This window comes from Pseudomonas paraversuta, assembly GCF_904063065.1.
Classification (GTDB): domain Bacteria; phylum Pseudomonadota; class Gammaproteobacteria; order Pseudomonadales; family Pseudomonadaceae; genus Aquipseudomonas; species Aquipseudomonas paraversuta.
Genome location: NZ_CAJFCL010000003.1, coordinates 565,256 through 588,822, shown reverse-complemented (window position 1 = coordinate 588,822; position 23,567 = coordinate 565,256). Strand labels below are relative to the sequence as shown.

At 59.0% G+C, this 23,567-nt stretch carries 18 protein-coding genes; 6 read left to right on the top strand and 12 right to left on the bottom strand.

Annotated features, from left to right (window positions below):
• Nucleotides 1-23 precede the first annotated feature (23 nt).
• Together JQ845_RS08690 and JQ845_RS08685 are read left to right on the top strand one after the other, a co-directional pair.
• A complete protein-coding gene (locus tag JQ845_RS08690) occupies nt 24-1,403 on the top strand; it encodes a DUF1329 domain-containing protein (RefSeq protein WP_161719665.1) in 1,380 nt (459 codons plus the stop codon).
• Between the two features lie 195 nt (nt 1,404-1,598).
• The gene (locus JQ845_RS08685) at nt 1,599-2,030 is read left to right on the top strand and encodes a GFA family protein (RefSeq protein WP_203008883.1); all 432 of its coding nucleotides are present in this window, start codon (nt 1,599-1,601) and stop codon (nt 2,028-2,030) included.
• A gap of 325 nt (nt 2,031-2,355) precedes the next feature.
• Here the strand turns inward: JQ845_RS08685 and JQ845_RS08680 are convergent, their stop codons facing one another.
• Together JQ845_RS08680 and JQ845_RS08675 are read right to left on the bottom strand one after the other, a co-directional pair.
• Entirely contained in the window at nt 2,356-3,654 is a 1,299-nt protein-coding gene (locus tag JQ845_RS08680) for a hypothetical protein (protein WP_236010200.1), read from the bottom strand.
• 401 nt (nt 3,655-4,055) lie between these two features.
• On the bottom strand, nt 4,056-4,751 hold the full coding sequence (locus tag JQ845_RS08675; protein ID WP_003447634.1) for a tRNA (adenine(22)-N(1))-methyltransferase: 696 nt from the start codon (nt 4,749-4,751) through the stop codon (nt 4,056-4,058).
• Between the two features lie 468 nt (nt 4,752-5,219).
• Between JQ845_RS08675 and JQ845_RS08670 the strand changes: the two genes are divergently transcribed.
• Nucleotides 5,220-5,750: a glyoxalase superfamily protein gene (locus tag JQ845_RS08670; RefSeq protein ID WP_003447633.1), complete on the top strand. Its 531-nt coding sequence runs from the start codon at nt 5,220-5,222 to the stop codon at nt 5,748-5,750.
• Nucleotides 5,751-6,574: 824 nt separating this feature from the next.
• Here the strand turns inward: JQ845_RS08670 and JQ845_RS08665 are convergent.
• The 10 genes from JQ845_RS08665 to JQ845_RS08620 all read right to left on the bottom strand — a co-directional run bounded on the left by JQ845_RS08665 (nt 6,575) and on the right by JQ845_RS08620 (nt 20,198).
• Nucleotides 6,575-7,603 (bottom strand): ABC transporter permease, encoded by a 1,029-nt coding sequence (locus JQ845_RS08665; protein ID WP_003447631.1) that lies wholly within the window; start codon nt 7,601-7,603, stop codon nt 6,575-6,577.
• Between the two features lie 61 nt (nt 7,604-7,664).
• Nucleotides 7,665-9,230, bottom strand: coding sequence for a sugar ABC transporter ATP-binding protein (locus JQ845_RS08660; RefSeq protein ID WP_202210506.1), 1,566 nt, complete (start codon nt 9,228-9,230; stop codon nt 7,665-7,667).
• A gap of 94 nt (nt 9,231-9,324) precedes the next feature.
• A complete protein-coding gene (locus JQ845_RS08655; RefSeq protein WP_003447628.1) occupies nt 9,325-10,251 on the bottom strand; it encodes a sugar ABC transporter substrate-binding protein in 927 nt (308 codons plus the stop codon).
• Between the two features lie 152 nt (nt 10,252-10,403).
• Nucleotides 10,404-11,435 carry a Gfo/Idh/MocA family protein gene (locus tag JQ845_RS08650; protein ID WP_203008882.1) on the bottom strand — a complete coding sequence of 344 codons (1,032 nt, stop codon included), beginning with the start codon at nt 11,433-11,435 and terminating at the stop codon, nt 10,404-10,406.
• Between the two features lie 119 nt (nt 11,436-11,554).
• The gene (iolG, locus tag JQ845_RS08645; protein WP_003447624.1) at nt 11,555-12,592 is read right to left on the bottom strand and encodes a bifunctional inositol 2-dehydrogenase/D-chiro-inositol 1-dehydrogenase; all 1,038 of its coding nucleotides are present in this window, start codon (nt 12,590-12,592) and stop codon (nt 11,555-11,557) included.
• 39 nt (nt 12,593-12,631) lie between these two features.
• Nucleotides 12,632-14,569 carry a 3D-(3,5/4)-trihydroxycyclohexane-1,2-dione acylhydrolase (decyclizing) gene (gene iolD / locus JQ845_RS08640; RefSeq protein ID WP_003447622.1) on the bottom strand — a complete coding sequence of 646 codons (1,938 nt, stop codon included), beginning with the start codon at nt 14,567-14,569 and terminating at the stop codon, nt 12,632-12,634.
• A 95-nt stretch (nt 14,570-14,664) separates the two neighbouring features.
• Nucleotides 14,665-16,167, bottom strand: coding sequence for a CoA-acylating methylmalonate-semialdehyde dehydrogenase (locus JQ845_RS08635; protein WP_127196710.1), 1,503 nt, complete (start codon nt 16,165-16,167; stop codon nt 14,665-14,667).
• Between the two features lie 18 nt (nt 16,168-16,185).
• Nucleotides 16,186-16,995, bottom strand: a complete 810-nt coding sequence (gene iolB / locus JQ845_RS08630) for a 5-deoxy-glucuronate isomerase (RefSeq protein ID WP_010656080.1) — start codon at nt 16,993-16,995, stop codon at nt 16,186-16,188.
• Nucleotides 16,992-17,885: a myo-inosose-2 dehydratase gene (gene iolE / locus JQ845_RS08625; protein WP_203008881.1), complete on the bottom strand. Its 894-nt coding sequence runs from the start codon at nt 17,883-17,885 to the stop codon at nt 16,992-16,994. Before iolE ends, iolB begins: the two co-directional genes overlap by 4 nt.
• A 375-nt stretch (nt 17,886-18,260) precedes the next feature.
• On the bottom strand, nt 18,261-20,198 hold the full coding sequence (locus JQ845_RS08620) for a bifunctional 5-dehydro-2-deoxygluconokinase/5-dehydro-2-deoxyphosphogluconate aldolase (protein WP_161719659.1): 1,938 nt from the start codon (nt 20,196-20,198) through the stop codon (nt 18,261-18,263).
• A gap of 286 nt (nt 20,199-20,484) precedes the next feature.
• Here JQ845_RS08620 and JQ845_RS08615 point away from each other — a divergent pair, with 286 nt between their 5' ends.
• The 3 genes from JQ845_RS08615 (at nt 20,485) to JQ845_RS08605 (ending at nt 23,558) form a co-directional block, all read left to right on the top strand.
• Nucleotides 20,485-21,405: a MurR/RpiR family transcriptional regulator gene (locus JQ845_RS08615; RefSeq protein ID WP_003447610.1), complete on the top strand. Its 921-nt coding sequence runs from the start codon at nt 20,485-20,487 to the stop codon at nt 21,403-21,405.
• Between the two features lie 190 nt (nt 21,406-21,595).
• Nucleotides 21,596-22,306: an HPP family protein gene (locus JQ845_RS08610; RefSeq protein WP_203008880.1), complete on the top strand. Its 711-nt coding sequence runs from the start codon at nt 21,596-21,598 to the stop codon at nt 22,304-22,306.
• Between the two features lie 178 nt (nt 22,307-22,484).
• Nucleotides 22,485-23,558: a GGDEF domain-containing protein gene (locus tag JQ845_RS08605; RefSeq protein WP_203008911.1), complete on the top strand. Its 1,074-nt coding sequence runs from the start codon at nt 22,485-22,487 to the stop codon at nt 23,556-23,558.
• Nucleotides 23,559-23,567: the final 9 nt, after the last annotated feature.

Here is a 23,567-nt window from a genome sequence, read left to right as displayed (position 1 = left end):
CGCACCAGTTCCTGCAGGTTAAAATGAAAACCAATAAAAAAAATATGGCATTGACCTTATCTTTACTGGCCGGACTCACCGCCTCTTGCACTGCGTTTTCCAAAGTCACACCTGAGGAAGCCGCTCAACTGGGGAAAAACCTTACCTGCCTGGGGGCAGAACGTGCAGGGAACGCTGCCGGCAGCATTCCCGCATTTACCGGCGAGTATGTAGATCAAGTACCGGGCTGGAATCACACCTTGTATTCCGGTGACCAACCCGTAGACCCGTTCAAGGATGAAGTGCCCGTTCTGGTGCTCACTTCAAGCAACTACAAGGAACACGCGGCCAATCTGACCGAGGGCCAGAAAGTCCTGTTCGAGAAATACCCTGACAGCTACAAAATGAACATTTATGCGGGCAAGCGGATCTTTGGAGTACCCGATTATGTCTGCCAGCACGCTCAGTGGAATGCCCTGAACGCCGAACTGGTGAATGACGGAATGGGTATCAAGGGCCTGGGGCAAGTGCCCTTCCCTATTCCTAAAAGCGGCCTGGAATTGCTGTGGAACCATATGCTGATCGCCGGGCCCTGGACCCAGGACATCACCCGTTCAAACGCATCGGTACTGCCTAACGGCAGTATTGGCTGGGGTAAAACCCGTCTTCGCGGCTTGTCACCTGCCAATAATCCGAACGAGCTACCGGTCTCCGAGGGCGTGCGTGCATTTTCCTGGAACTTCACCATGCAGCCACAACGGGATGCAGGTGTCAGCACGGTTTCACAGGACTACTACGACTGGAGCAAACAGGGACGTCTGGCCTGGAGTTATAACCCCGGGACTCGACGGGTTCGACAGTTGCCCGGGTTTGGCTTCGACCAGCCGATGATTGGCACCAATGGCACCATGGTCGTGGATGACGACCGCCTGTTCAACGGCTCGCCTGAACGTTACGAGTGGAAAAACCTGGGTAAAAAAGAGATCTACATCCCGGTCAACGCCTTTCGCGTCAACAGTGGTGCAGTTAAATACAGTGACTTGCTGACCCCCTCTCACCCTGATCCTGAGTACCTGCGCTTTGAGCTGCGTCGAGTCTGGGTGCTGGAGGCCAACTTGAAAGAAGGCTATCGCCATTTGTACAGCAAGCGGGTCATTTACCTGGATGAGGATACCTGGGCCGGCACACTGGCGGACAACTACGATGCCCGCGGAAAAATCTGGAAGCACGCCATGATGAATTACTTCCAGCATCCGGACGCCAAGCTGGCGATTTCCGGGGTGCAGTTTTTCTATGACCTGAGTTCGAGGCAGTACACCGCTTACGGGCTGACCAACGAAGAGCGTAAAGGCCCGATCATGAACAATCTGAAGCTGACGGCCGATATGTACACCCCCGATGCATTGAGAGCGAGCGGCCGCTAAGCCTGCTCCCGGCCACAGAGCACTGCCTGCCCGTCGGTAAATGCGGGCATTGGCACTGCTCTTTGTACGCCTGCCAATCACCAGCCGTGAGCGGATTGAAGCTCACCCTTTTCTTGCACCGTCCGGTCAAGGCACTATGCATGGCGACGACTTTCAGTCAGACACCAAGCCGGGATCTTTTTCAGGGACGACGACATGACCAGGGTCTACCAGGGCAGCTGCCTTTGCGCAGCCGTCAGCTATGAACTGCTTACAGCGCCAAAGGCCGTCAGTCATTGCCATTGCAGCCAGTGTCGCAAAGGCCATGGTGCCGCATTCGCGTCTTATGCCAGCGTGCCCCGCAGCGCACTGCGGATACTCAGCGGCAGCACCAGCATCACGGGCTATTGCTCGTCGGCCTCGGTGCTGCGCGAATTCTGCATGCACTGTGGCTCGACCTTGTTCTGGTCACGCTCTGAAGGCCAATTCAGCGAATGGGTCTCCATAGCGCTGGGCACTCTGGACACGCCCTTTACGCCGCCAAAGCAACAACACCTGTATGTCGCTTCTGCCGTTCACTGGTACACACCCTTGCAAACATGCCCCCGGGAACCCATCGACGGGCAGACCTTCAACCAGCCCGAATGACCGGCCAGTGGCGTCAGCTTGCGAACTGCAAAGGTGCGAACGGGTCAGCCGGGCTGACCCATGGTGGCTACTGCCCGAGTCGCGGCAAATAGATAGCAATACGGATAACAAAGAGGGTCAGGGCGCATCCGGCAGAAATACCGGCTGCTCCCTGACCCCAGGATGCCTGCATCCACAACATACAGGTGGTTTGCTTGACGAGGGCTAAGGAGTGGCGGGGCAAATATGCTCAAGCTATTGCAAGCACCGCGAACGGATCATGATTCGCGAAGGAACAATCCCTTGGGCAAGCGTGACCGCCGCCACTTGATCCCACTCCGACAAATTAAACTTTATTCAACATCAAATAATTATGGGTGGACACCAGCCCGACTCGAAGGCGGTGTTCGGTGCCATAAATATCCATCACGTGGAGCGGCATCATCATTTTATTCGGCACCTGATGCTCGGCCCCGTTCTGTGCCCGATAATAAAATTGATGATTCTGGTCAGTGAGAAAATGCCCGATCACAACTTCACCGGCACGCGGGTGAAAGATACGCGGTGTAAAGTTTGGGAAGGCCGTGGCCAAGAGACTGTGCACCCGATAAAAATAGCCATCGGCGCCATACCAATTAGGTGGCTCCTGCATTCGTACGTGGGTTTCGCCAGGATAGGAAATATAGGTAAACGTTGTTTTTGAGCGAGTCACAGGGCCTCGAGATGCCCACATCATCTCGCCCCCTATCGCTCCATCAGCATCGCCCGGATGAGAAGTGACCGATTTGATTGGCACTTTACGGCCGTTGGGCATGCGGATATTAACGTGTTGCTCAAATGCACGAAACTCGCCAAAAGAAAACTTATTCGATGCAACCAGCGTATCCCTCAGATAACCTGAGCCGTCGGCTTTTCGATCACCAAAGTTCTCGTTCGGCAAGGACGGGAAGCTGACAGGCTCCACCTCGAACGAAGAGTTGAAGCGCCCGCGTTTATCACCCTCACCCAGGTCGTCGGTCACATCGCTGTAGTTGCTGCGAAATACCGTGCCATCACCGTTGGTAATGCGTGCCGCCAATCGGCGCGCAGCGCGGGCGCCGGTTGAAACATAAAAAGTGACGCACTGGTAGCCGCCAGGGCAGTCCGCCAGGGTTGCGTCCATCGAAGGAGAGATTAGAACCGGGCCGAAAGATTCAGATGTTTGCTCAATAGGCTCGGAGACTTTCGCGTCTGGATCATCTGCATAATCTGCATCATCTGCGCTGCTGTCACTGGTTTCAAACAGCTGCGGCTGTTCCAGCCTCAGGGATCTGATTGAATCAAGAAAGCCTCGATCCCAGATAAAGCCTCGATGGTGCCATGAACTGGTCCAGTCTCCGGAAAAGTTATCATTATAATCAATCAGGGCCGACGTGTTGTAATCAATCAGTCGAATCTGATCCAGATCACTTTTCGGGATAGTTGCAACATTACCTGCCGCATCTTTCGCCGCCAGACGCACGGTAACGCGTAACTGCTGGCGCTTATTGTTCAGCAGCGGATAACGGGCATTTTGCAGGTGCGCGTCGTTCTCGACAAACACTCGGAAGTACGAAAGCTGTTTCCAATTAGTCGCCTGTGTTGACGACGAGTCAATAATAGACATGGGTTCATCCTTTATAATGAATAACCTAATTTAAGTAACGGACTGAACAATAAATATCCTGGCTGCACCCAATCCATCAGCACATCAAGATATCAATACACCTTGCGAGGGCAGCCACCTCTTTATGCAAGTTACGAAATAAAGTGTATAGCGGCCTGTTTACGTCGAACACAACCAGCCCGTGTAGACGGCGACATTACAAAAGCCATAGGGTCTTTATCTGTTTGTGAACACAGTGGTTAATTCGAACTTTGTTGTGGCCCGCGAAGGTACATAACTATTGGGGAGCCGGCCCGGGGTAAAAAAGCTGCTCTTGAGCCGGGAATGGAACTGCGCTGAGCAAGGGCCTGGTTCGATGTCATGCGGGCCACTGGTACTGGCCCGCGCTGGATCCGGCGGATTCAAGCCAGCAGTTCGATGATCCACTGCGCTTGCCGGGCGATCTCCTGCACCTTGTGCTCTGGCACGGCCTGCTGCGCCCGTGCCAGGTTGGCCAGGTTCTGCTGCTTGTGGCGCAGGATGCGCTGCCACTTGAGCAGGAACGCCGGGCTGCGGGCCTGCATCTGCAACGGTCCGAAGAACAGTTGCTCAGGGCTGTACAGCACCGGCCCGTCGTGTTCGGCAACGATGATTTCGTAATCGAACCGGTTTTCCTGGAGCAATTCCTCGTGATGGATCCGGTAGCCGTTCTCCATCAGCCATTGGCGCAATGGTTGTTCGCCGCCGTTGGGCTGCAGGATCAGCCGTTCCTGGCCGCTGAGGCGCGCCTTGCCACTGTCGAGGATGTCACGGATGGTTTCACCGCCCATGCCACAGATACTGATGGCAGTGATTGCGTCGCCCGGGGCGATTGCCGCCAGCCCGCTGGCCAGACGCACAGTAATGCGTTGCTCCATTGCGTTCTCGCGCACGGTACGTTCGGCCGCACTGAAAGGCGTCAATGCCACCTCGCCGGCCACCGCAAAGGTGATCAGGCCACGGCGCATCAACGCCACCGGCAAATAGCCATGGTCCGAGCCGATATCGGCCAGACGCGCACCCGCCGGCACATGCGCCGCGACACGCTCCAGGCGCATGGACAATGTATGTTGGTTCAACTGCAGTTCCTTATCACCACGAATGTCCGACCCCTCTGGCTGGCTCACGCCTCTATCGGGGGAGCAGCTTTGCATGCCAGCGTTGGTCGTCATGCCCCCTGCCCATTGTGACAAAAGCTGAGCGCCAAGCATAACCGGCGTACTGGCCGCGGGTGGCCAGTGCCCATGATTTTGGCGGTTTGATTAAAGCTGACGGGAGCAAGGGCTCGAGCGCCTTGCATAGGGAGCGCCTGAACCAGCCTGCAGGGCCGGTACCGCTCGAAGTCGCTAGCGCCTGGCGATAGATACGGCTTGCCCTTTCGCGCTCGTTGCGCGCTATGTAATATCAGCGCAGGCTGATACTGCCTGCCGCTCGCGTCCGCAAGGAAAGGTGAAAGTATTGTTTCTGTTCCCGAATCCTCCCGTTTCTTTTGACAGTCGAGGTTTGGCAATGCGGGCACCGTGCGCCTCGACCTCAGGAGAACAACCATGATTTCGATCGAACAAGCCAAACAGATGGCCAGGCGGCTGCGTGCCTCCCGGGAACTGCTCGCGCAAGAGCTGACTCATGCCACGGCGCTGGAAACGGTGGCGCACTTGCTGGGCTACAAGGACTGGAACACTGCGTCAGCAATACTGCCCGCCGAGAATCCCTTGCCGGTCATCAGGTTCGACAAGGCCATCCCGATCCTGCGGATGTTTGACGAAGCCAAGGCCCGGGAGTTCTATCTGGATTTTCTGGGATTCAGCGTCGAATTCGAGCACCGCTTCGAAGCGGATCTGCCGCTGTATCTGGGGATCAGCCGCAACGGTCTGCAACTGCATCTCTCCGAGCACCATGGCGATGCGAGCCCCGGGGCGACCCTATTTGTGCCGATGCACAATATCCAGTTGTTGCATGACGAACTCCAGGGCAAGCGCTACGGCTACGGACGCCCGGAGATTGTTCAGCAGGGCTGGGGGCAGGTTCTGGAAGTCCATGACCCCTTCGGCAACCGCATCCGCTTCTGTCAGGACTAAGACGTTGTCGGATTGAGCGTGGGCTTGGCGATGCGGCTGCCGGGCACATGATTAACTGTAGGAGCGAGCTTGCTCGCGAGCTGTTCGGGGTGCATCGGAAAAGCTCGCGAGACAAGCTCGCTCCTACAGGGGTGTGGGCTATCGATGCGGCTGCCGGGCACATGAATTATCTGTAGGAGCGAGCTTGCTCGCGAGCTGTTCGGGGCGTTTCGGAAAAGCTCGCGAGCAAGCTCGCTCCTACAGGGGTTGTGGGCTATCGATTCGGCTGCCAGGTACATGAATTATCTGTAGGAGCGAGCTTGCTCGCGAGCTCTTCGGGGCGTATCGGAAAGCTCGCGAGCAAGCTCGCTCCTACAGGGGTGTGGGCTATCGATTCGGCTGCCGGGCACATGATTAACTGTAGGAGCGAGCTTGCTCGCGAGCTGTTCGGGGTGCATCGGAAAAGCTCGCGGGCAAGCTCGCTCCTACAGGGGTGTGGGCTATCGATTCGGCTGTCGGGTACATGAATTATCTGTAGGAGCGAGCTTGCCTCGCGAGCTCTTCGGGGCGTATCGGAAAGCTCGCGAGCAAGCTCGCTCCTACAGGGGTGTGGGCTATCGATTCGGCTGTCGGGTACATGAATTATCTGTAGGAGCGAGCTTGCCTCGCGAGCTCTTCGGGGCGTTTCGGAAAAGCTCGCGAGCAAGCTCTCTCCTACAGGGGTGTGGGCTATCGATTCGGCTGCCGGATACATGAATTATCTGTAGGAGCGAGCTTGCCTCGCGAGCTGTTCGTGGCGTATCGGAAAAGCTCGCGAGGCAAGCTCGCTCCTACAGGGCGTGGGGTTAGCGCTTGAGCTTGCGCTTGTTGCGGTACTGGTCGATCACCACCGCCACCACGATGATCAGACCCTTGATGATGTCCTGGATGTAGGCATCAACCCCGACAAAGGTGAAACCACTGGCCATGACGCCAAGGATCAGTGCGCCGATCACCGTACCGGTAATGCGCCCTACTCCGCCCGCCAGGCTGGTGCCGCCAATCACTGCCGCGGCAATTGCATCCAGTTCATAGGACATGCCCATGCCCGCCTGCCCGGTGGCAGCCCGTGCCGACGCCACGACGCCGGCCAGACCCGCCAGCAGACCGGCGATGCTGTAGACGATGATCAGGTGACGCTTGACGTTGATCCCCGAGGTACGCGCCGCCTGCATGTTGCCGCCGATGGCGTAGGTGTACTTGCCATATTTGGTGTAGCGCAGGGCAATGTGGAATATCAGCGCCACCACCAGGAAGATGATGACCGGCATCGCCCCATGTCCGATGGCGGTGTAGGAGTCCGAGAGCATGCTCACCGGCTGGCCTTCGGTGTAGTAACGCGCCAGGCCACGGGCCGACACCATCATGCCCAGGGTGGCAATAAAGGGCGGAATCCCGGTAATCGCAATGATGCTGCCGTTGATCGCCCCCGCCAGCAGCCCCACGCCAAGCCCGGCCAGCACCGGGATCCACACCGGCAGGTCGGTCAGCGACGGGAATACCGCCCGGGTGAAATCAGAGGTTTGCGCCAGGCTGGCGGCAATCATCGCCGACAGCGCCAGCACCGAGCCCGATGACAGGTCGATACCGGTGGTGATGATCACCTGAGTGACACCAATGGCCAGCAAGCCAATCACCGACACTTGCAGGATCATCAGCACCAGACGCTGGGAGTTCATCAGGAAACTCTGGTCACGCACGATCCAGCCAAATACTTCAAACACCAGACCAATGCCGATCAGCACCAGAAAGATGCTCAGCTCGGTGGGGAACCGACGACGGCTTTTGGTTTTAGGCGGGGCCACGGCAGGCTTGTTTTCAGTTATTGCGTTCATGGACGTTTTCTCTCTTGTTCTGCTGCGCCACTGACCCTGTCGGGCCGCTGCACTGAAGTCATTAATGAATCGCGGTAATACCGGAGGCCAATTGCATGATTCGCTCCTGGGTCGCCTCGCTGCGGTCCAGGGTGCCCATCAGTTCACCTTCGTGCATGACCATGACCCGGTCGCTCATACCCAGCACTTCAGGCAGTTCCGATGAAATCATGATCACCGCCATGCCTTCGCTGGCGAGGAAGGAGATCAGCCGGTAAATCTCGACCTTGGCCCCGACGTCGATACCCCGGGTCGGCTCATCCAGAATCAATACCCGGGGGTTGGTCATCAGCCAGCGGGCCAGCAAGGCCTTTTGCTGATTGCCGCCGGACAGGGTGTCGATGCATTGCTCAAGGGAAGGGGTTTTGACCCGCAACTTTTTGCACATGTCTTCGCACAGGGCGCGCAGGGCTTTTTGCTGGATAAAACCATTGCCGGCGTAATGCGGCAGAATCGCCATTTCCATGTTTTCCAGCACCGACAGGCAGGGGAAAAGTCCGGTCAGCTTGCGGTCTTCGGTCAACAGGGCGAAGCCCTTCTCGATGGCCATGTTGGGACTGGTTATACGCACGGGCAGCCCGTCCAGCTGGATTTCTCCACCACTGCTCGGGGTGATGCCGAAAATGGTTTCGGCGATGTTGGTTCGTCCCGAGCCCATCAAACCGGCAATGCCCATGATCTCGCCTGCGTGCAGGTCAAACGAAACCCCCTTGAACACGCCGTCCAGACTCAGGTCGCGGACCGACAACAGCAGTTCGCCCAGCGGGTTTTCCCGCACCGGAAACAGCTGGTTCAATTCGCGCCCCACCATCATCGAAATCAAGCTGTCGCCGTCCATGCTATCGGCCCGCTGCAGGCCGATATAGGCACCATCGCGAAACACTGCCACTTCGTCGGCGATGCTGAACACTTCGTTCATTTTATGGGTGATGTAGATGATGCCTTTGCCCTGGGACTTGAGGTCGGCAATGATCGAAAACAGGTGGGCGACTTCCTTGTCGGTAATGGCCGAGGTCGGTTCATCCATGATCAGGATGTCCGAGTTGTACGACACGGCCTTGGCAATTTCCACCATCTGCCGCTCGGCGATGCTGAGGTTGCCTACCAGTTCCTGGGGGTCGAGGTTGATGCGCAGACGCTCCAGCAGTTGCGCAGTGCAACGGAACATCTCGCGATGGTCGATCATGTGCAGCGCGTTGAGCTGCTCGCGGCCGATCCAGATATTTTCCGCAATGTTCATGTGCGGCATCAGGTTCAGTTCCTGATGGATCATGGCTATCCCTGCCTGCAAAGCCGCCAGGGGACCGGCGAAGGTCACGGGTTTGCCCCGCAGTCGCAACTCGCCGGAGTCGGGTTGATAGATACCGGCGATGATTTTCATCAGGGTCGACTTGCCGGCGCCGTTCTCCCCCATCAGGGCCAGAACCGAACCCGGACGTACCCGCAGTTGCACGTCATCAAGCGCCACTACGCCGGGAAAACCCTTGCTGACGTTGACCACCTCCAGCAGATAAGGAACCTCTTGAGGGAGAGCCGCAGGCGCGGGCGCCATGGTCGAGGTGCTTGAAACAGTCGCTGACGCGAGCATAGCCAGTACTCCTCAGATGCCTCGGTGAATGTCCGAGACAGCGGGCAAGGCTTGAGCCCTGCCGCATATTGTTGTTATTGGATTGAGATGACGACTACTTGAAATCCTTGGCATTGTCTTTGGTGATCAGCTGGAAAGGCACCCAGACCGCCTGCTCTACCGGTTCTTTCTTGATCATTTTCAGGGCGGTATCGACCGAGCCGTAGGCCTGGCCCTTGGCGTCCTGGAACACCGTGAGCGCCAGCTCGCCCTTCTCCACCGCACGCACACCGTCGGGGGTGCCGTCGACACCGGCAATCAGCACAGTGCCGGGCTCGATGCCGGCCTGCTTCAAGGCCATTGCCGCACCGATGGCCATCTCGTCGTTGTTGGAGACCACCGCATCAAACTTGCGGCCCTGGGTCAGCCAGTCGTTGGTCAGGGTCATGCCTTTGTCTCGCAGCCAGATCCCGGTCTGCTCCTGGTCAACCTTGATATCGGGGTACTTGGTCAGTTCCTCTTTCACGCCTTTGGTGCGGTTGGTGGTGGCGTTGTTGGCCAGATCGCCCAACAGGATGACGATATCGCCCTTGCCGCCCATTTTTTTCGCCAGGTATTCCATCTGCATCTGACCGGCTTCTATATCTTTGGAGGCCACGGTGGCAACGCCCGGCGGCAGTTTTTCATCATCCGGGCGGCGATTGACGTAGACCAGCGGAATCCCGGCCTTGACCGCTGCTTCGGTGATTTTGCGGGTCGCGGCGGTGTCCACCGGGTTAACCACAATGGCGTCGACTTTCTGGCTGATAAAATTTTCGACCTGACTCAGCTGCTTGACCACGTCAGCGCGGGCATCTTCAAACTGCAACTGCACGCCTTCGGGGTTGCTCTTGGCTCTTTCGTTCATCGACTCACGCAAGTAAGTCAGATACGTGTCATCGAACTGGGACATGCTCACACCGATTTTTACGTCGGCCATGGCTGCGCCGCTGGCCAGCATCATCGACAGTGCAAGGGAAGCAAAACGTAGGCGGTGTTTCATTAGGGCAGTCTCCACATTCTTGTTGGTTTTATAGATGCGGTACGTACTTGAATGACAGCTGAGGTCAGGTCTCGCTGACCTGGAATTGACTCTATTGGAAAATAATTTCTATATCAACCGTATTTAGAATTTATTAAAAAAATAATTCTATTTTAGCTTGCCTGATCGAGCCGGATGACTTGCCTGCGCTCGGCACTCAGGCGTGCCGCGTCCAGCACCCGCAGGGCTTGCAACGCATCCTGCGGGTCCACCGGCACTGCCCCCTGGTGTTTTACCGCGTCGATCATTTGCAGATAAAACTGCTGCCAGCGGCCATGTTCGGTGGGTACCCGCTCACGCTCGGCCCCCTGCTCGAACCAGCCCCAGCGCCGATGCTCTTCGGCGCCCCAACGCTCACCTTCGGTTTTGGGCGACAACCCGGCGAGCACTGCCGCCTCTTGTCCGTCAAAGCCTTCAACGCTGTAGCTGCCCAGGCTGCCGGTCACCCGAAACCTGGGGCGTGGACTGCTTTGCAGGCAACTGCCACCGATGTGGGAAACCACGCCATTGGCATGGGTCAGGGCGATGAAGAAAGTGTGATCGATGCCGGGGTGCCCGGGGCTATCGGCCAGTTCGGCGTAAACCGTCTGCACCGGGCCGAACAGCTGCAGCGCCTGGTCAACCAGATGGCTGCCCAGATCCCGCAGCCAGCCACCGCCGCTGACATCCCCCACCGAATCGGGAGCAAAGCGCTCAACGAATGATTCAAAGCGGGTGACCTGGCCCAGGGCAGCGGCATCCAGCAATTTGCGGATGGTCAGAAAATCCGAGTCCCAGCGCCGGTTTTGATACACGCTCAACAGCACGTTCTGACGTTGAGCTGCGGCCACTAATTGTTCGGCCTGATGGGTATCGGCGGCGAAAGGCTTGTCACTGACCACCGGCACACCCAGCTCGATGGCCTGCATGACCAGCTCCGGGCGGCCTTGCAGCGGGGTAGAAATCACCAGTAGATCAACCCCGGCTTCGACCATCTGGCCCAGGCTGTCCCAGGCCTTGACCCCGGGGTATTCGCTGGCCAACAAGCGGCGCCGCTCAGGCGAGCGGGTAACAACCCCGGCGAACGTGATGCCGGGCAAACTGGCAATCAGCGGAGCATGAAAAAAACGGCCACCGTGGCCAAAACCGACAAGTCCAATACGCATAAAGCCTCCATGTACCCGGGCGAACCTGTCTCCTGCAGGAGCGAGCTCGCCTCGCGAGCTTTTGATCTTGAAGAACTCGCGAGGCAAGCTCGCTCCTGCAGGTTTTTCTGGTATTTGGTTTATTGGGCGTGTGGGCCGTAAAACCCCGGGCGCTCCGGCAACTGCACTTTGACGATTGCCCCGCTCTGCTGCGCTTCGATGCAGGCATCGGCTGCCACCGCAGCAGCAAAACCGTCCCATGCCGAGGGGCCGCCTACCCGGCCTGCACGCACGGCGTCGATGAACGCTTGCAACTCAACGTCGTAGGCGCCGATGAAACGGTCTTTCCAGTCCATCAAAATGGCGTTGGACAGCTTGGCGCCGCTGCGCAGTTGCACTTGCGACGGCTCCGGAAGTTTGGCAATCCCGGTCTCGCCCACCACTTCGCACTGAATGTCATAGCCGTACTGGCAGTTAACAAACACCTCAACATCGATCCGCGTGCCCTTGGCCGTTTCCAGCAGCACGATTTGCGGGTCTTTGAGATGGGCCAGGGCTTTGCTGGTCTTGCGCGGGAACACCACTTGCACCGAAACGTAGTCGTCATCCAGCAACCAGCGCAGCACGTCCAGTTCATGGATCAGGGTGTCGGTGATCGCCATGTCTGTCTTGTAGTTCTCGCCCACCGTCGGGTTGCGGTGCGCGCAGTGCAGCATCAACGGCTCGCCGATCTGGCCGCTGTCGATCACGGCTTTGAGTGCGCGGTAGCCCTCGTCATACGGACGCATGAAGCCGACCTGGACCAGACGCTTGCCATGGGCAACTTCTGCATCAACGATGGCCCGGCAGCCGGCGGCCGTCACTGCCAACGGCTTCTCGCAGAACACCGGCTTGCCGGCCTTGATCGCGGCCAGCACAAACTCTTCATGGCTTGGCCCCCAGGATGTCACCAACACCGCATCGACTTCCGGTGCATTGATCAGGGCATGCCCGTCCGGGTACACCTCGGCGCTCAGCCCCAGATCAGCCACCACCTGGGCGGCTTGCAGCAGATTGATATCGGTGACGGCCACCACCTGGCTGTTGAGCAAGGTCTGGCTGCACCGACGGATATGGTCACGACCGATGGCGCCGGTACCGATCACGCCAAGCTTCAGGGAATTAGTGTTCAACGACATATGCCTGCTCCTGTTGGATTTTTTGTCAGAGGTTTGCGATCAGTACTGCCGGGCTTTGGAAAGTGCGAGGTTGAGCTTTTGTGCCGCCGCATCGGTCCGCGGGCTGGTGGACACCTGGGCCACACCCACGCGCCACCAGGTCAGGTAGCTGTGGATCATGGTTTTGGGCAGCACCTTGATGTCGATCAGGGTCGAGACCGTTTGCAAACGTGCATCGGCCAGTGCCATATGCAACTGTTCAAGGGTGCTGACCTTGTAGGTTTTGCAACCGTAGGCCGCCGCGCTCATGGCGAAGTCCACCGGCACAAAACCACCGTCGAGCTTGCCGGTTTGCGCATTGCGATAACGGAATTCGGTGCCGAAGCTGTCCATCCCGTTGCCCATCTGCAAGTTGTTGATGCAGCCGAAGGTCATGTTGTCGAACAGCACCACGTTGATCTTGCGCCGCTCCTGAATCGAGGTCGGCAGCTCGGAGTGCAGCATCATGTAGGAACCGTCGCCCACCAGCGCGTAGACCTCACGCCCGGGTTCTGCGAGCTTGACCCCCAGCGCCGCGTTGACTTCGTAGCCCATGCACGAGTAGCCGTATTCCAGGTGATAGGTGTTGACCCCCTTGCTGCGCCAGGCCCGCTGCAGGTCACCGGGCAGACTGCCTGCCGCGGCCACGATCACCGCGTCGTCGGCCAGGCTGTGGTTGAGCACGCCCAGCACCTGGCTTTGGGTCAGGCATGAACCGGTCAGCTCGATAAACTCGCGCAGCACCGCCGGGTCAAGGTGGTCAGTGATCTCGGGGGCGAAGTCCGGCTGCTGATAGTCGACCTGATAAACACGGTCGACTTCCGCGTCCAGTTGCGCCCTGGCCAATTCGGGGGCATCACCCCAGTCTGAGCGATAGCCCTGTTGCCCGAGGATCTCGCCCAGGGCTTGCAGCGCGGCCCGGGCATCGGCCAGCACTTGCACGCCATCGAGTTTCAGGGCATCGCAAGGGCTGATATTGAGGTTGAGAAACTCCACCTCCGGGTGCTGAAACAAGGATTTCGACGAGGTGGTGAAGTCGGTATAGCGGGTGCCGATGCCGATGATCAGATCGGCTTGTGCGGCCAGCAAGTTGGCGGCCAGGCAACCGGTCTCGCCGATCCCGCCGACGTTCAGCGGGTGCGCCGAGACAATCGCGCTTTTGCCGGCCTGGGTTTCGGCGAACGGAATATCAAAGCGCTCGGCAAAGGCCTGCAGGGCTGCGTTGGCTGCGGAGTACTTGACCCCGCCCCCGCAGATGATCAGCGGCTTGCGTTTACGCGCAACGATGGCCTGGGCGTCGGCCAGCATCGCCGGGGTCGGCAAGCGACGGTCGATGCGGTGCACGCGTTTTTGCAGGAAGTAATCCGGGTAATCGTAGGCTTCGGCCTGAACGTCCTGTGGCAGGGCCAGGGTGACGGCGCCGGTTTCAGCCGGGTCGGTGAGCACGCGCATGGCCTGGATGGCCGCGCTCATCAACTGCTCGGGACGGTTGATGCGATCCCAGTATTTACTCACGGCCTTGAATGCATCGTTGGTGCTGATGCTCAGGTCGTGGAACTGCTCGATCTGCTGCAGTACCGGGTCAGGCTGACGGCTGGCATAGACATCGCCCGGCAGCAGCAGCAACGGGATCCGGTTGGCGGTGGCAGTGGCCGCGGCGGTGAGCATATTGGCAGCCCCGGGGCCGACCGACGAGGTGCAGGCGTAAATCTTGCGTCGCAGGTTCTGCTTGGCGAAGCCGATGGCGGCATGGGCCATGCCCTGCTCGTTGCGGCCTTGATGCACCACCAGATCGCCGCTGTCCTGCTCCAGCGCCTGGCCCAGCCCCAACACGTTGCCGTGACCAAAAATGGTGAAAATCCCGGCGATAAACTTGCTCTCGACCCCATCCACTTCTACGTATTGGTTATCGAGAAATTTCACCAGGGCCTGGGCCATGGTCAGTCGTGTCGTACTCATGTTTTCACCCTGAAAAAATACCTGTCCCGACTACTTGCTGCCCGCTGCAGGAGCAAGCTCGCTCCTGCAGGTCAGGTGGGGGGTTGTGGGGTTGGCTATTTGGCCGTCGGCATGCTGAATTCCGGACCCTTGGCGATGCTGTCCGGCCAGCGCTGCATCACGCTTTTGTAACGGCTGTAGAAGCGGATACCTTCTTCGCCGTAGGCGTGGTGATCACCAAACAACGAACGTTTCCAGCCCCCAAATGAATGCCAGGCCATCGGCACCGGAATCGGCACATTGATGCCCACCATGCCGACCTTGATCGTGCGGGCAAAGGCCCGGGCCACGCCGCCGTCGCTGGTGAAGCAGGACACGCCGTTGCCGAATTCATGGGCATTGATCAACGCCACGGCACTGGCAAAGTCAGGCACCCGGACAATCCCCAGCACCGGGCCGAAAATCTCTTGCTGGTAGATACTCATCTCAGGGGTGACCTGGTCGAACAGGGTGGCGCCAACAAAGAACCCCTGCTCTGCGCCCGGCACTATCAGGTCGCGACCGTCGACAATCAACTGTGCGCCCTGGGCCACGCCCTGATCGATGAAACCGATGACCTTGGCCTTGTGCTCAGCGGTCACCAGCGGCCCCATTTCGCTGTCCGGCTGCAAGCCATTGCCGACCTTGAGCCGGTCGATGCGCGGTAGCAGTTTTTCGATCAATTTGTCGGCCACATCACCCACGGTCACGGCAATCGAGATCGCCATGCAACGCTCCCCTGCCGAGCCGTAAGCCGCACCGATCAGTGCATCCGCCGCCTGATCCAGATCGGCATCGGGCATCACGATCATGTGGTTCTTTGCCCCGCCCAATGCCTGAACCCGTTTGCCACGCGCGGTGCCCTGCTGATAGATGTACTCGGCAATCGGCGTGGAGCCGACAAACGACATGGCTTCGATGTGCGGATGCTGCAACAGCGCATCGACCGCGCTCTTGTCGCCTTGCACCACGTTGAATACACCATCCGGCAGGCCGGCCTCAGTCAGCAGGCGCGCCATCAGCAGGCTGGCTGACGGATCACGCTCCGAAGGCTTGAGGATGAAGCAGTTGCCGGTGACCAGCGCCAGCGGAATCATCCACAGCGGCACCATGACCGGGAAGTTGAACGGGGTGACCCCGGCGCACACGCCCAGGGGCTGGCGCAGGTTCCAGTTATCGATACCGCCACCGATGTTGTCGCTGAAATCGGTTTTCAGCAGAGCCGGCGCACCGCAGGCATATTCAACAATTTCAATGCCGCGGGTCACTTCGCCCTTGGCATCGGAAAACACCTTGCCGTGTTCGCGGCAGATGATTTCAGCCAGCTCATCATGGTGTTCGTCGAGCAGTTGCTTGAACTTGAACATCACCCGCGACCGGCGCAAGGACGACTGTTCGGACCAGGCCGGGAAAGCCTTGAGTGCCGAAGCCACGGCCTCGTCTACGGTGTGCTGGCTGGCCAGTGCCACCCGTGCCTGCACGGCGCCGGTGGCTGGATTGAATACGTCGCTGAAACGCTCGCCGCCTGTGTCCTGGAGCTGGCCGTTGAGGTAGTGACCGATAACCGGGGTAGTGCTCATTATTGTTCTCCGAAAACGTTAAAGATCCATCAGCCAGCTGTGCTGCGGGTCGTTGTGAAATTGCCAGACGCGTTTGGGACCGGCCATGACGTTGAGGTAATAGGATTCATAGCCATAGGGCACGCTGACCGGGTGGTAGCCCTTGGGCACCACCACCAGGTCGCTGTTCTCCACTGCCATGGCCTGATCGAGGCTGCGGTCATCGGTGTAGACCCGCTGGAACACGAAGCCCTGGGGCGGGTTGATCCGGTGGTAATAGGTTTCTTCGAGAAAGCTCTGGTGCGGCAGATCGTCGGTGTCGTGTTTGTGCGGTGGATAGCTGGACGAGTGCCCGGACGGGGTACGCACCTCCACCACCAGCAGCGAATGCGCAGGCTCGGTGTCGGGCAGAATGTCGCAGACATAGCGGGTATTGGCGCCTTTGCCGCGCACGCTGCGCTTCATGGCCTCGGGTTTGATCAGACGTGCACCCAGCCCGGCGGTGGCCGAACCCGGTGCGGCACAGACAGCGATTTGCACCTCGCCCAAGGCCAGTACCCGGGCCTGACTGCCTGGCGGCAGGTAGGCAGCGAACGGCGATTTGTCCTCGAATACCGAGTCGCGATCGCCAATATCGGCCCAACTGAAAGCGCCCTTGCCCGGCTCTTCGCCACTGATGGTGACCCGCCCGCTGAGCAGCACCAGGCACAGCTCCTGATCGCCGGCGCTGACCGGCAGATGTTCGCCGGCGGCCAGGCGATAAGCGCTAAAACCCACGTACTCCAGCGCCCCCTGTGGCAGTTCGACCATGGTTTTACCCGTGGCCTGACTCTTGATCAGCAAGCTCATTTTCCGGTCCTCGCATCCAGCAGGCCGCGCAGGGTTTGATAACCCTTTTGCGCATAGGCAAAACTCGGCGCCACGGCCGGGTCCTGTTCGGCTTCAACCACCAGCCAGCCGTGGTAATCGGCAGCCAGCAACACATCGAGCAATGCCGCGAAATCAATGTCGCCATCGCCGGGCACGGTGAAGGTGCCGTTGATGATGCAGTCCGGGAAGCTCCACAGGTTGTTGCGTGCCAGTTGCACCACGGCCTTGCGCACATCCTTGAAGTGCACGTGGCAGACGCGGTCAATATGTTTGCGCAACACCTCGAGCGGCTCGCCACCGCCCATGTAGCAATGGCCGGCGTCGAACAGCAGACCCACTTCGGGGCCGGTCAGGCTCATCAGGGTGTCGATGTCCGACGGCGACTCTACATAGGCGCCCATGTGATGGTGATAAGCCAGGCGCACGCCCTGGGACAGGGTGAACTGTGCCAGTTCATTGAGCTTGTCGGCATAGGCTTGCCACGCCTGTTCGGTGTGAAAGCGCGGGCGCTCGACCAATGGAATGCGCTGGCCCTGGATCGAGTCGGCGACTTCGCCATAGACCAGCACCTTGGCTCCGTTTTCGGCCAGCAACTGCACGTGACTGGCGATTGCGTCGATCTCCTCGGCCGCCGAGCGCCGGGCCAGGCGGCTGGAATACCAGCCCGAGACCAGTGCCAGATCGTAGGGACGCAGCACATCGCCGACGCCCTTGGCGTCCTTGGGGAATTTGCCGTTGAGTTCGAAACCCTCGTAACCGATTTGCTTGCCTTCACTGAGCGCCGTGCTCAATGGCGTCTCGCCGCCCAATGACGGCAAGTCATCGTTACTCCAGGAAATCGGGTTGATGCCAATACGAATAGCGGGCATGGCTGCACCTATTATTGTTTTCTGAATTAAACAGCACCCTGCGGCTGTACTTGAACCTGTGCCTGAAGCTGGATCTGGACCTATGAACCTGAACCTGAACCTGAACCTGAATCTGAACCTGAACCTGAACCTGAATCTGAATCTGGACCTCTGAACCTCTGAACCTCTGAACCTGAACCTGGAGCTCTGGACCTGGACCTGAACCTGTAGGAGCGAGCTTGCTCGCGAGCTTTTGATCTTGAAGAGCTCGCGAGCAAGCTCGCTCCTACAGATGCAGATGCAGATATATGCGCAGATGCAGATACAGGTACAGGTACAGGTACAGGTGCCGATGTAGATACAGGTGCCGATACAAGGACAGATACAGAAACCGGGTTAGCGGCGGGCCGCTTGCCAGGATTCGATAAGCTGCACAAACGTGCCCTGCACCTGTTCAATCAATGTTTGATCATTGATCTCCCCCGCCAACCAGGCACGGCTTGGCTCCTGGAAGATCGTGCGGCCCACGGCAAAACCGCGGCAGGTGCTGCTGTGACGTGCCTGGCGGAAACCTTCTGCCAGTGCTTGTGCCGGGGCATTCAGGCCCAGCAGCACCACGCCCCGGCAATAGGGGTCGCGCTCCTGAATCAGCGCATCAAGCTGCTCCCAGACCTCTGGCGTCTGGGCCTCGATTTTCCACCAGGCCGGGTAAATCCCCAGGTTGTACAAGCGCTTCAACGCGCGGTACAGCACATCGGGATGAGTCGAAGGGTGATCCTTGGGCGGGATGATCTCCAGCAACAGTTCATGGCCGCTGACCAGGGATGCCTCATACAGCCCCTTGATCTGCGCTTCCTGCTCCAGGCGCAGCAGCGGCTCGTCGTCGGGGTGAAACTGCACCAGACACTTGATGATGTGTTCCTCGGGCCAGCCAATCAGGTTGCTGCCAATCGAGCGACCATGCTCAAAGGCCAGTGGCCGTGAACCCTGGACCTCTACCGGGCGGGCAATCCACCAGCCGCGACCGGTGGCGGCATTCAGTGAGTCCTGGGCAAAACGCTGGTCGGCCAGCAACCCGACATCGGCGTCGATGCCCTGACGCCGCAGGTCAGTTTCAACCCGCTCGACCGCGCGAATAAACAGCTGTTTGAGCGCGCAGATACTGTTGTGATCGCGGCCATACTGCTGGGCCACTTCAACCAGCTGCCAGCGGTGATCGAAGGCGAACACAAACAGTTGTTTCCACTGCTTGCGCGGCACACTGACCCGGTGCAAGCGCTGTAATGCCACGTCCTGATCCGGGCGGGTGATCGGCACCGGGCTACTGAACAGGTAGTCGAGTTCGGCAGGCGTCGGCATCGCCGGAGCACAGGCATGGCGCGACACCACCAGGCCGCCGCAGGCATTGGCCAGCTGGCTGCAGCGCTCATCGCTGGCATCCTTGAGCCAGCCGCTGAGGAAACCGGACATAAATGCATCCCCGGCCCCCAGCACATTCAGTACCTCAACCCGCACGCCGGGATAAATGGCACCGTCTTCAAGCCGGGCCGGGATCTGGCCCTGGATCACCGTACAGCCCTGGGAACCGAGCTTGACCACCAGCGTTGCTGCGGTCAGCGCCCGTACCGCACGCAATGCCGCCAGCAGGTCGGTGCCGCCGCCGGCAATCAGAAATTCTTCTTCAGTGCCCACGATCAGGTCGAAGCGCGGCAGGATCGATTGCACGTGGGCGGTGACTTTGCTGTCTTCGACAAAGCGTGTTTCGCCATCGGCCTTGCCCGCCAGGCCCCAAAGCACCGGCCGGTAATCGATATCCAGAATACGTTTGACGTTGTGCTGTTCGGCGTATTCCAGCGCCTGGACGCTGGCCTGATACACGCCTTCGGTGGAGAAATGGGTACCGGTAATCAGCAGGGCCTTGCTCGAGGCTATGAAGGCCGGGTCGATGTCTTCTGCGCGCAACGCCATGTCGGCGCAATTTTCGCGGTAGAACACCAGCGGGAAGGTTTCGCGGTCTTTAAGGCCCAGCAGCACCAGGGCGGTCAGACGCTGCGGATCAACAGTGATGGCGCTGACGTCACAGCCTTCACGAGCCAGTGACTCGGTGAGAAAGCGCCCCATATGGTCATCCCCCACCCGGCTCAGCATGGCCGAGCGCAAGCCCAGGCGCGCAGTACCAAAGGCAATGTTGGCCGATGAGCCACCCAGGTATTTGGCAAAGCTGCTGACATCCTCCAGCCGCGCGCCGACTTGCTGCGAGTAGAGGTCGACGCCCAGGCGTCCAAGGCAGATCAAATCCAAATCACGCCCTGTGGCAAAACGAGTCTGTCCCATGCTGGCTCCTGTTATTTTTATCAGCCTGCACTCATCACCCCGAAGGTTGAGCGCTCTTTGTGAGATGAAGACTAAAACGTCCGGACACAATAAACAATATTTATTCCATAATTTTTTAATGTAGAATTTTTGTTCCATATTGATCCAAAGGGATCAATTTTCGACCCTGTAACGATTCAGCCACAGGGTCTTTGAACGGCCGGTCAGGATTTATTGCGCACCTACCCTGTAGACTTTGCAGGCTAAACTGCCCCATGACCTGAAGAGCCATCCATAAGGACTCCCTATGCCCTCCCCTGATCAGCCGGCACCGATCGAGCAAACGCCAGAGAGCGAACAGGCCGGCCCACCGATCAATGCCGAACGCCTGTTGCAGCTCATTACCGAGGAATACGAGAGCCTGCCGCGTCAGCTCAAACGTATTGCCAGCTATATGAGCCAGCAAAGCGACCGGATCATGGTTGACCGGATCAGTGATATTGCCCGCGAGTGCGAAGTCCACCCTTCGGCCATCGTGCGCTTCTCGCAACGCTTCGGTTTCAGTGGTTTCAGTGAAATGCAGGCGCTGTTTCGCGAGGCCTACACCCACAAGGCCACGCCGGCGCAGAATTACCAGCAACGTATTCGCAGCATGATTGCCAACAAGTCGCAAAAAGCCAGCGGCGGCGATCTGGCCCGTGAGTGCATCAACGCGACCCTCTCGGGTATCGAACGTCTGGGGCTGGAACTGGATGACCAGTCCTTCGACAAGGCCGTGGACCTGGTGGTCAACGCTGACAATATCTATGTGGTGGGGGTGCGCCGCTCTTTCGCCGTGGCCGACTACCTGGTGTACAACCTGCAGCACACCAACAAGCGCATTCATCTGGTGTCCGGGCTGGGGGGCAGTTATCGCGAGCAAATGCGCAGCGTGCGGGCCAACGACCTGGTGATTGCCATCAGCTTTACCCCCTATGGCAAGGAAACCCAGCATTGCCTGCGCATTGCCCAGTTGCATCAGGCCAAAACCCTGATCATCACCGACAGCAACCTGTCACCGCTGGCCAAACGCGCCAACAGCGTGCTGCTGGTCAATGAGGGCAGTTCGTTCGCGTTTCGCTCGTTGAGCGCAACCCTGTGCCTGTGCCAGGCCCTGTTTATTGCCGTGGCCTACCGGCTGGAACTCAAAGTGGATGAAATCCACGAGCAAGTGGGCTTTGACGACTAGGACAAACAGCTCCAAACATCAAAATTAATGCAGTTAATCAGCATTATTATGAATTTGCGGACTGTTACCAGCTGTTGCACACTGCTCCCGTTCCTCCCCCAAATGAAGGGACATTTTCAAGGGCTTGCCGGGAAACCCGCACAGCCCTTTTTTTATCCTTTCAATCGCCAACCCCCGGATTTTCCTCACCATGCATACCCGCTGGATCAGCCGCCTATTGCCTGCGGCCACCAATACCCGTCCCACCGAATGGAGCCGCGCCGCCATTGGCGTATCCCTTGGCACGCTCTTGAGTGTCTGGGTCTGCAGCCTGTTTTTCGGCCTGCCGGTGGCCATGCATTTGATTGGCCCGCTGGGGGCCAGTGCGGTTCTGCTGTTTGCCGTGTCTTCAGGGGCGCTGGCGCAACCCTGGTCGATTATGGGCGGCTACCTCTGTGCAACCCTGGTGTCATTGGCGGTGGCGCACTTCTTTGGGCGCAATCTGGACAGCGCCTGCCTGGCGGTAGGCCTGGCGCTGATTGTCATGTGCCTGTTGCGCTGCCTGCACCCGCCCGCCGGGGCGCTGGCCTTGCTGGTGGTCCTGGCAGATCCGGACAGCGCCAGCCTGGGCTGGGGCCTGCTGGCGCCGGTAATGCTCGCGGCGGCGTGCATGCTGGTGGCAGCACTGGCCTATAACAATCTGACCCGGGTGCGCTACCCGAAAAAAACCCCGGAGCCGAACCCGGTCGCCCCCCAGGTCGCGGGCGACCCGGGCATTACCGCCCAGGACTTGCAACAAGCCCTGGAGCAAATGGATGCGTTCATTGACGTGACCCCCGAAGACCTTGAACAGCTGATCCGCGCCAGCGAGCACTATGCACGCCGGCGCAGTATCGGTGAGGTGCTCGCCCAGGCCCGTTAACCGCCAGACGCAAGCGCCCCGGCCGTTGCACTGATGCCCGAAACTCCTGCTAGGGTTATCCGTGCAGCGCCCGGGTGCAGCCACTGTCAGAGTGTCTGCCGGCCCGGACGTAGAGGCCCCCTTGGCACAGTCCCACAGGTGGCCCGAATCCCGTCGGTTGATCCTGATCAAGGCCGCCATGCTCAAGACCATTGAAAAAGAGATTTCCAAGCAAGCGGCGCCCCACGCCTTGCGAGCTGAATTCGCCCAACATGACTTCGAAAAACTGCGTAACTTCTGCCGCCTCACCTTCAGCGCAAGTATCTTCATGTGGCTGTTGTTCAACCTGATCGTCAGCATCAAGGGCCGCCAGGGGTTCACCGCCCTGTCCATCCTGTTTCTGAGCACCCTGGTGGTGCTCACCATCATTCTGGGTTTCATTCGCAAGTCCTGGCATTTCGACATACTCAATGCCCTGTTCGTGGCAGTGATTGCCATCGGTATCCGCCTGATCATTTTTGGCCTGCCGGCCGATGCCCAGCCGATCTGGCTGATTCTGGCCTGCTCCAGCATCCTCTACGGCGCCTCCGTGATGCCGCTGGGCCAGCGGGGGTTTATCGCAGTGGTGGCCATCACCTGGCTGACCCTCAACCCTTTCCTGATGACTCAAGTGTCGGTCACCGATCTGCGGGGCACCCTGATCCTGTGCTATCTGGCCTTTCTCAGCAGCCTGACGATCTACAACTTTTTCAAGTTGCGCAAAATCAAGCTCTACAACTTCACCATGTTCAGACTGCTGGTGAGCCAGGCCTACATTGACCCCTTGACCGAGATTCCCAATCGCCGCTCCTTCATGACCCAGGCCGGCAATGTATTGGCGACCCGGCCACGGGAGCAGGATCACTACCTGGCGATGATCGACATCGACAACTTCAAGAAGGTGAATGATCTTTACGGCCATGATATTGGCGATGAGGTGCTCAAGCGCACTGCAGCCAGCATCCAGGCGGTGATGGCCGACCATGAGTATGCGCGGCTGGGCGGCGAGGAGTTCGCGGTGTACCTGGCGGGTGTGCGGCGCAGCGATGTCGAGGCGTTGATGGACGAGTTGTGCCGGCTAGTGCGCGTAGACCCGCACCCTTACCCGGTGACCGTCAGCATCGGGCTGACCCGGGTCGAAGACGATGACAGCCTGAACCAGGCCCTGGCCAAGGCGGACAAGGCGCTGTATGTGTCCAAGCACAGCGGCAAGGACCGGTTTACCTTTTATTAGGGCCGGTGC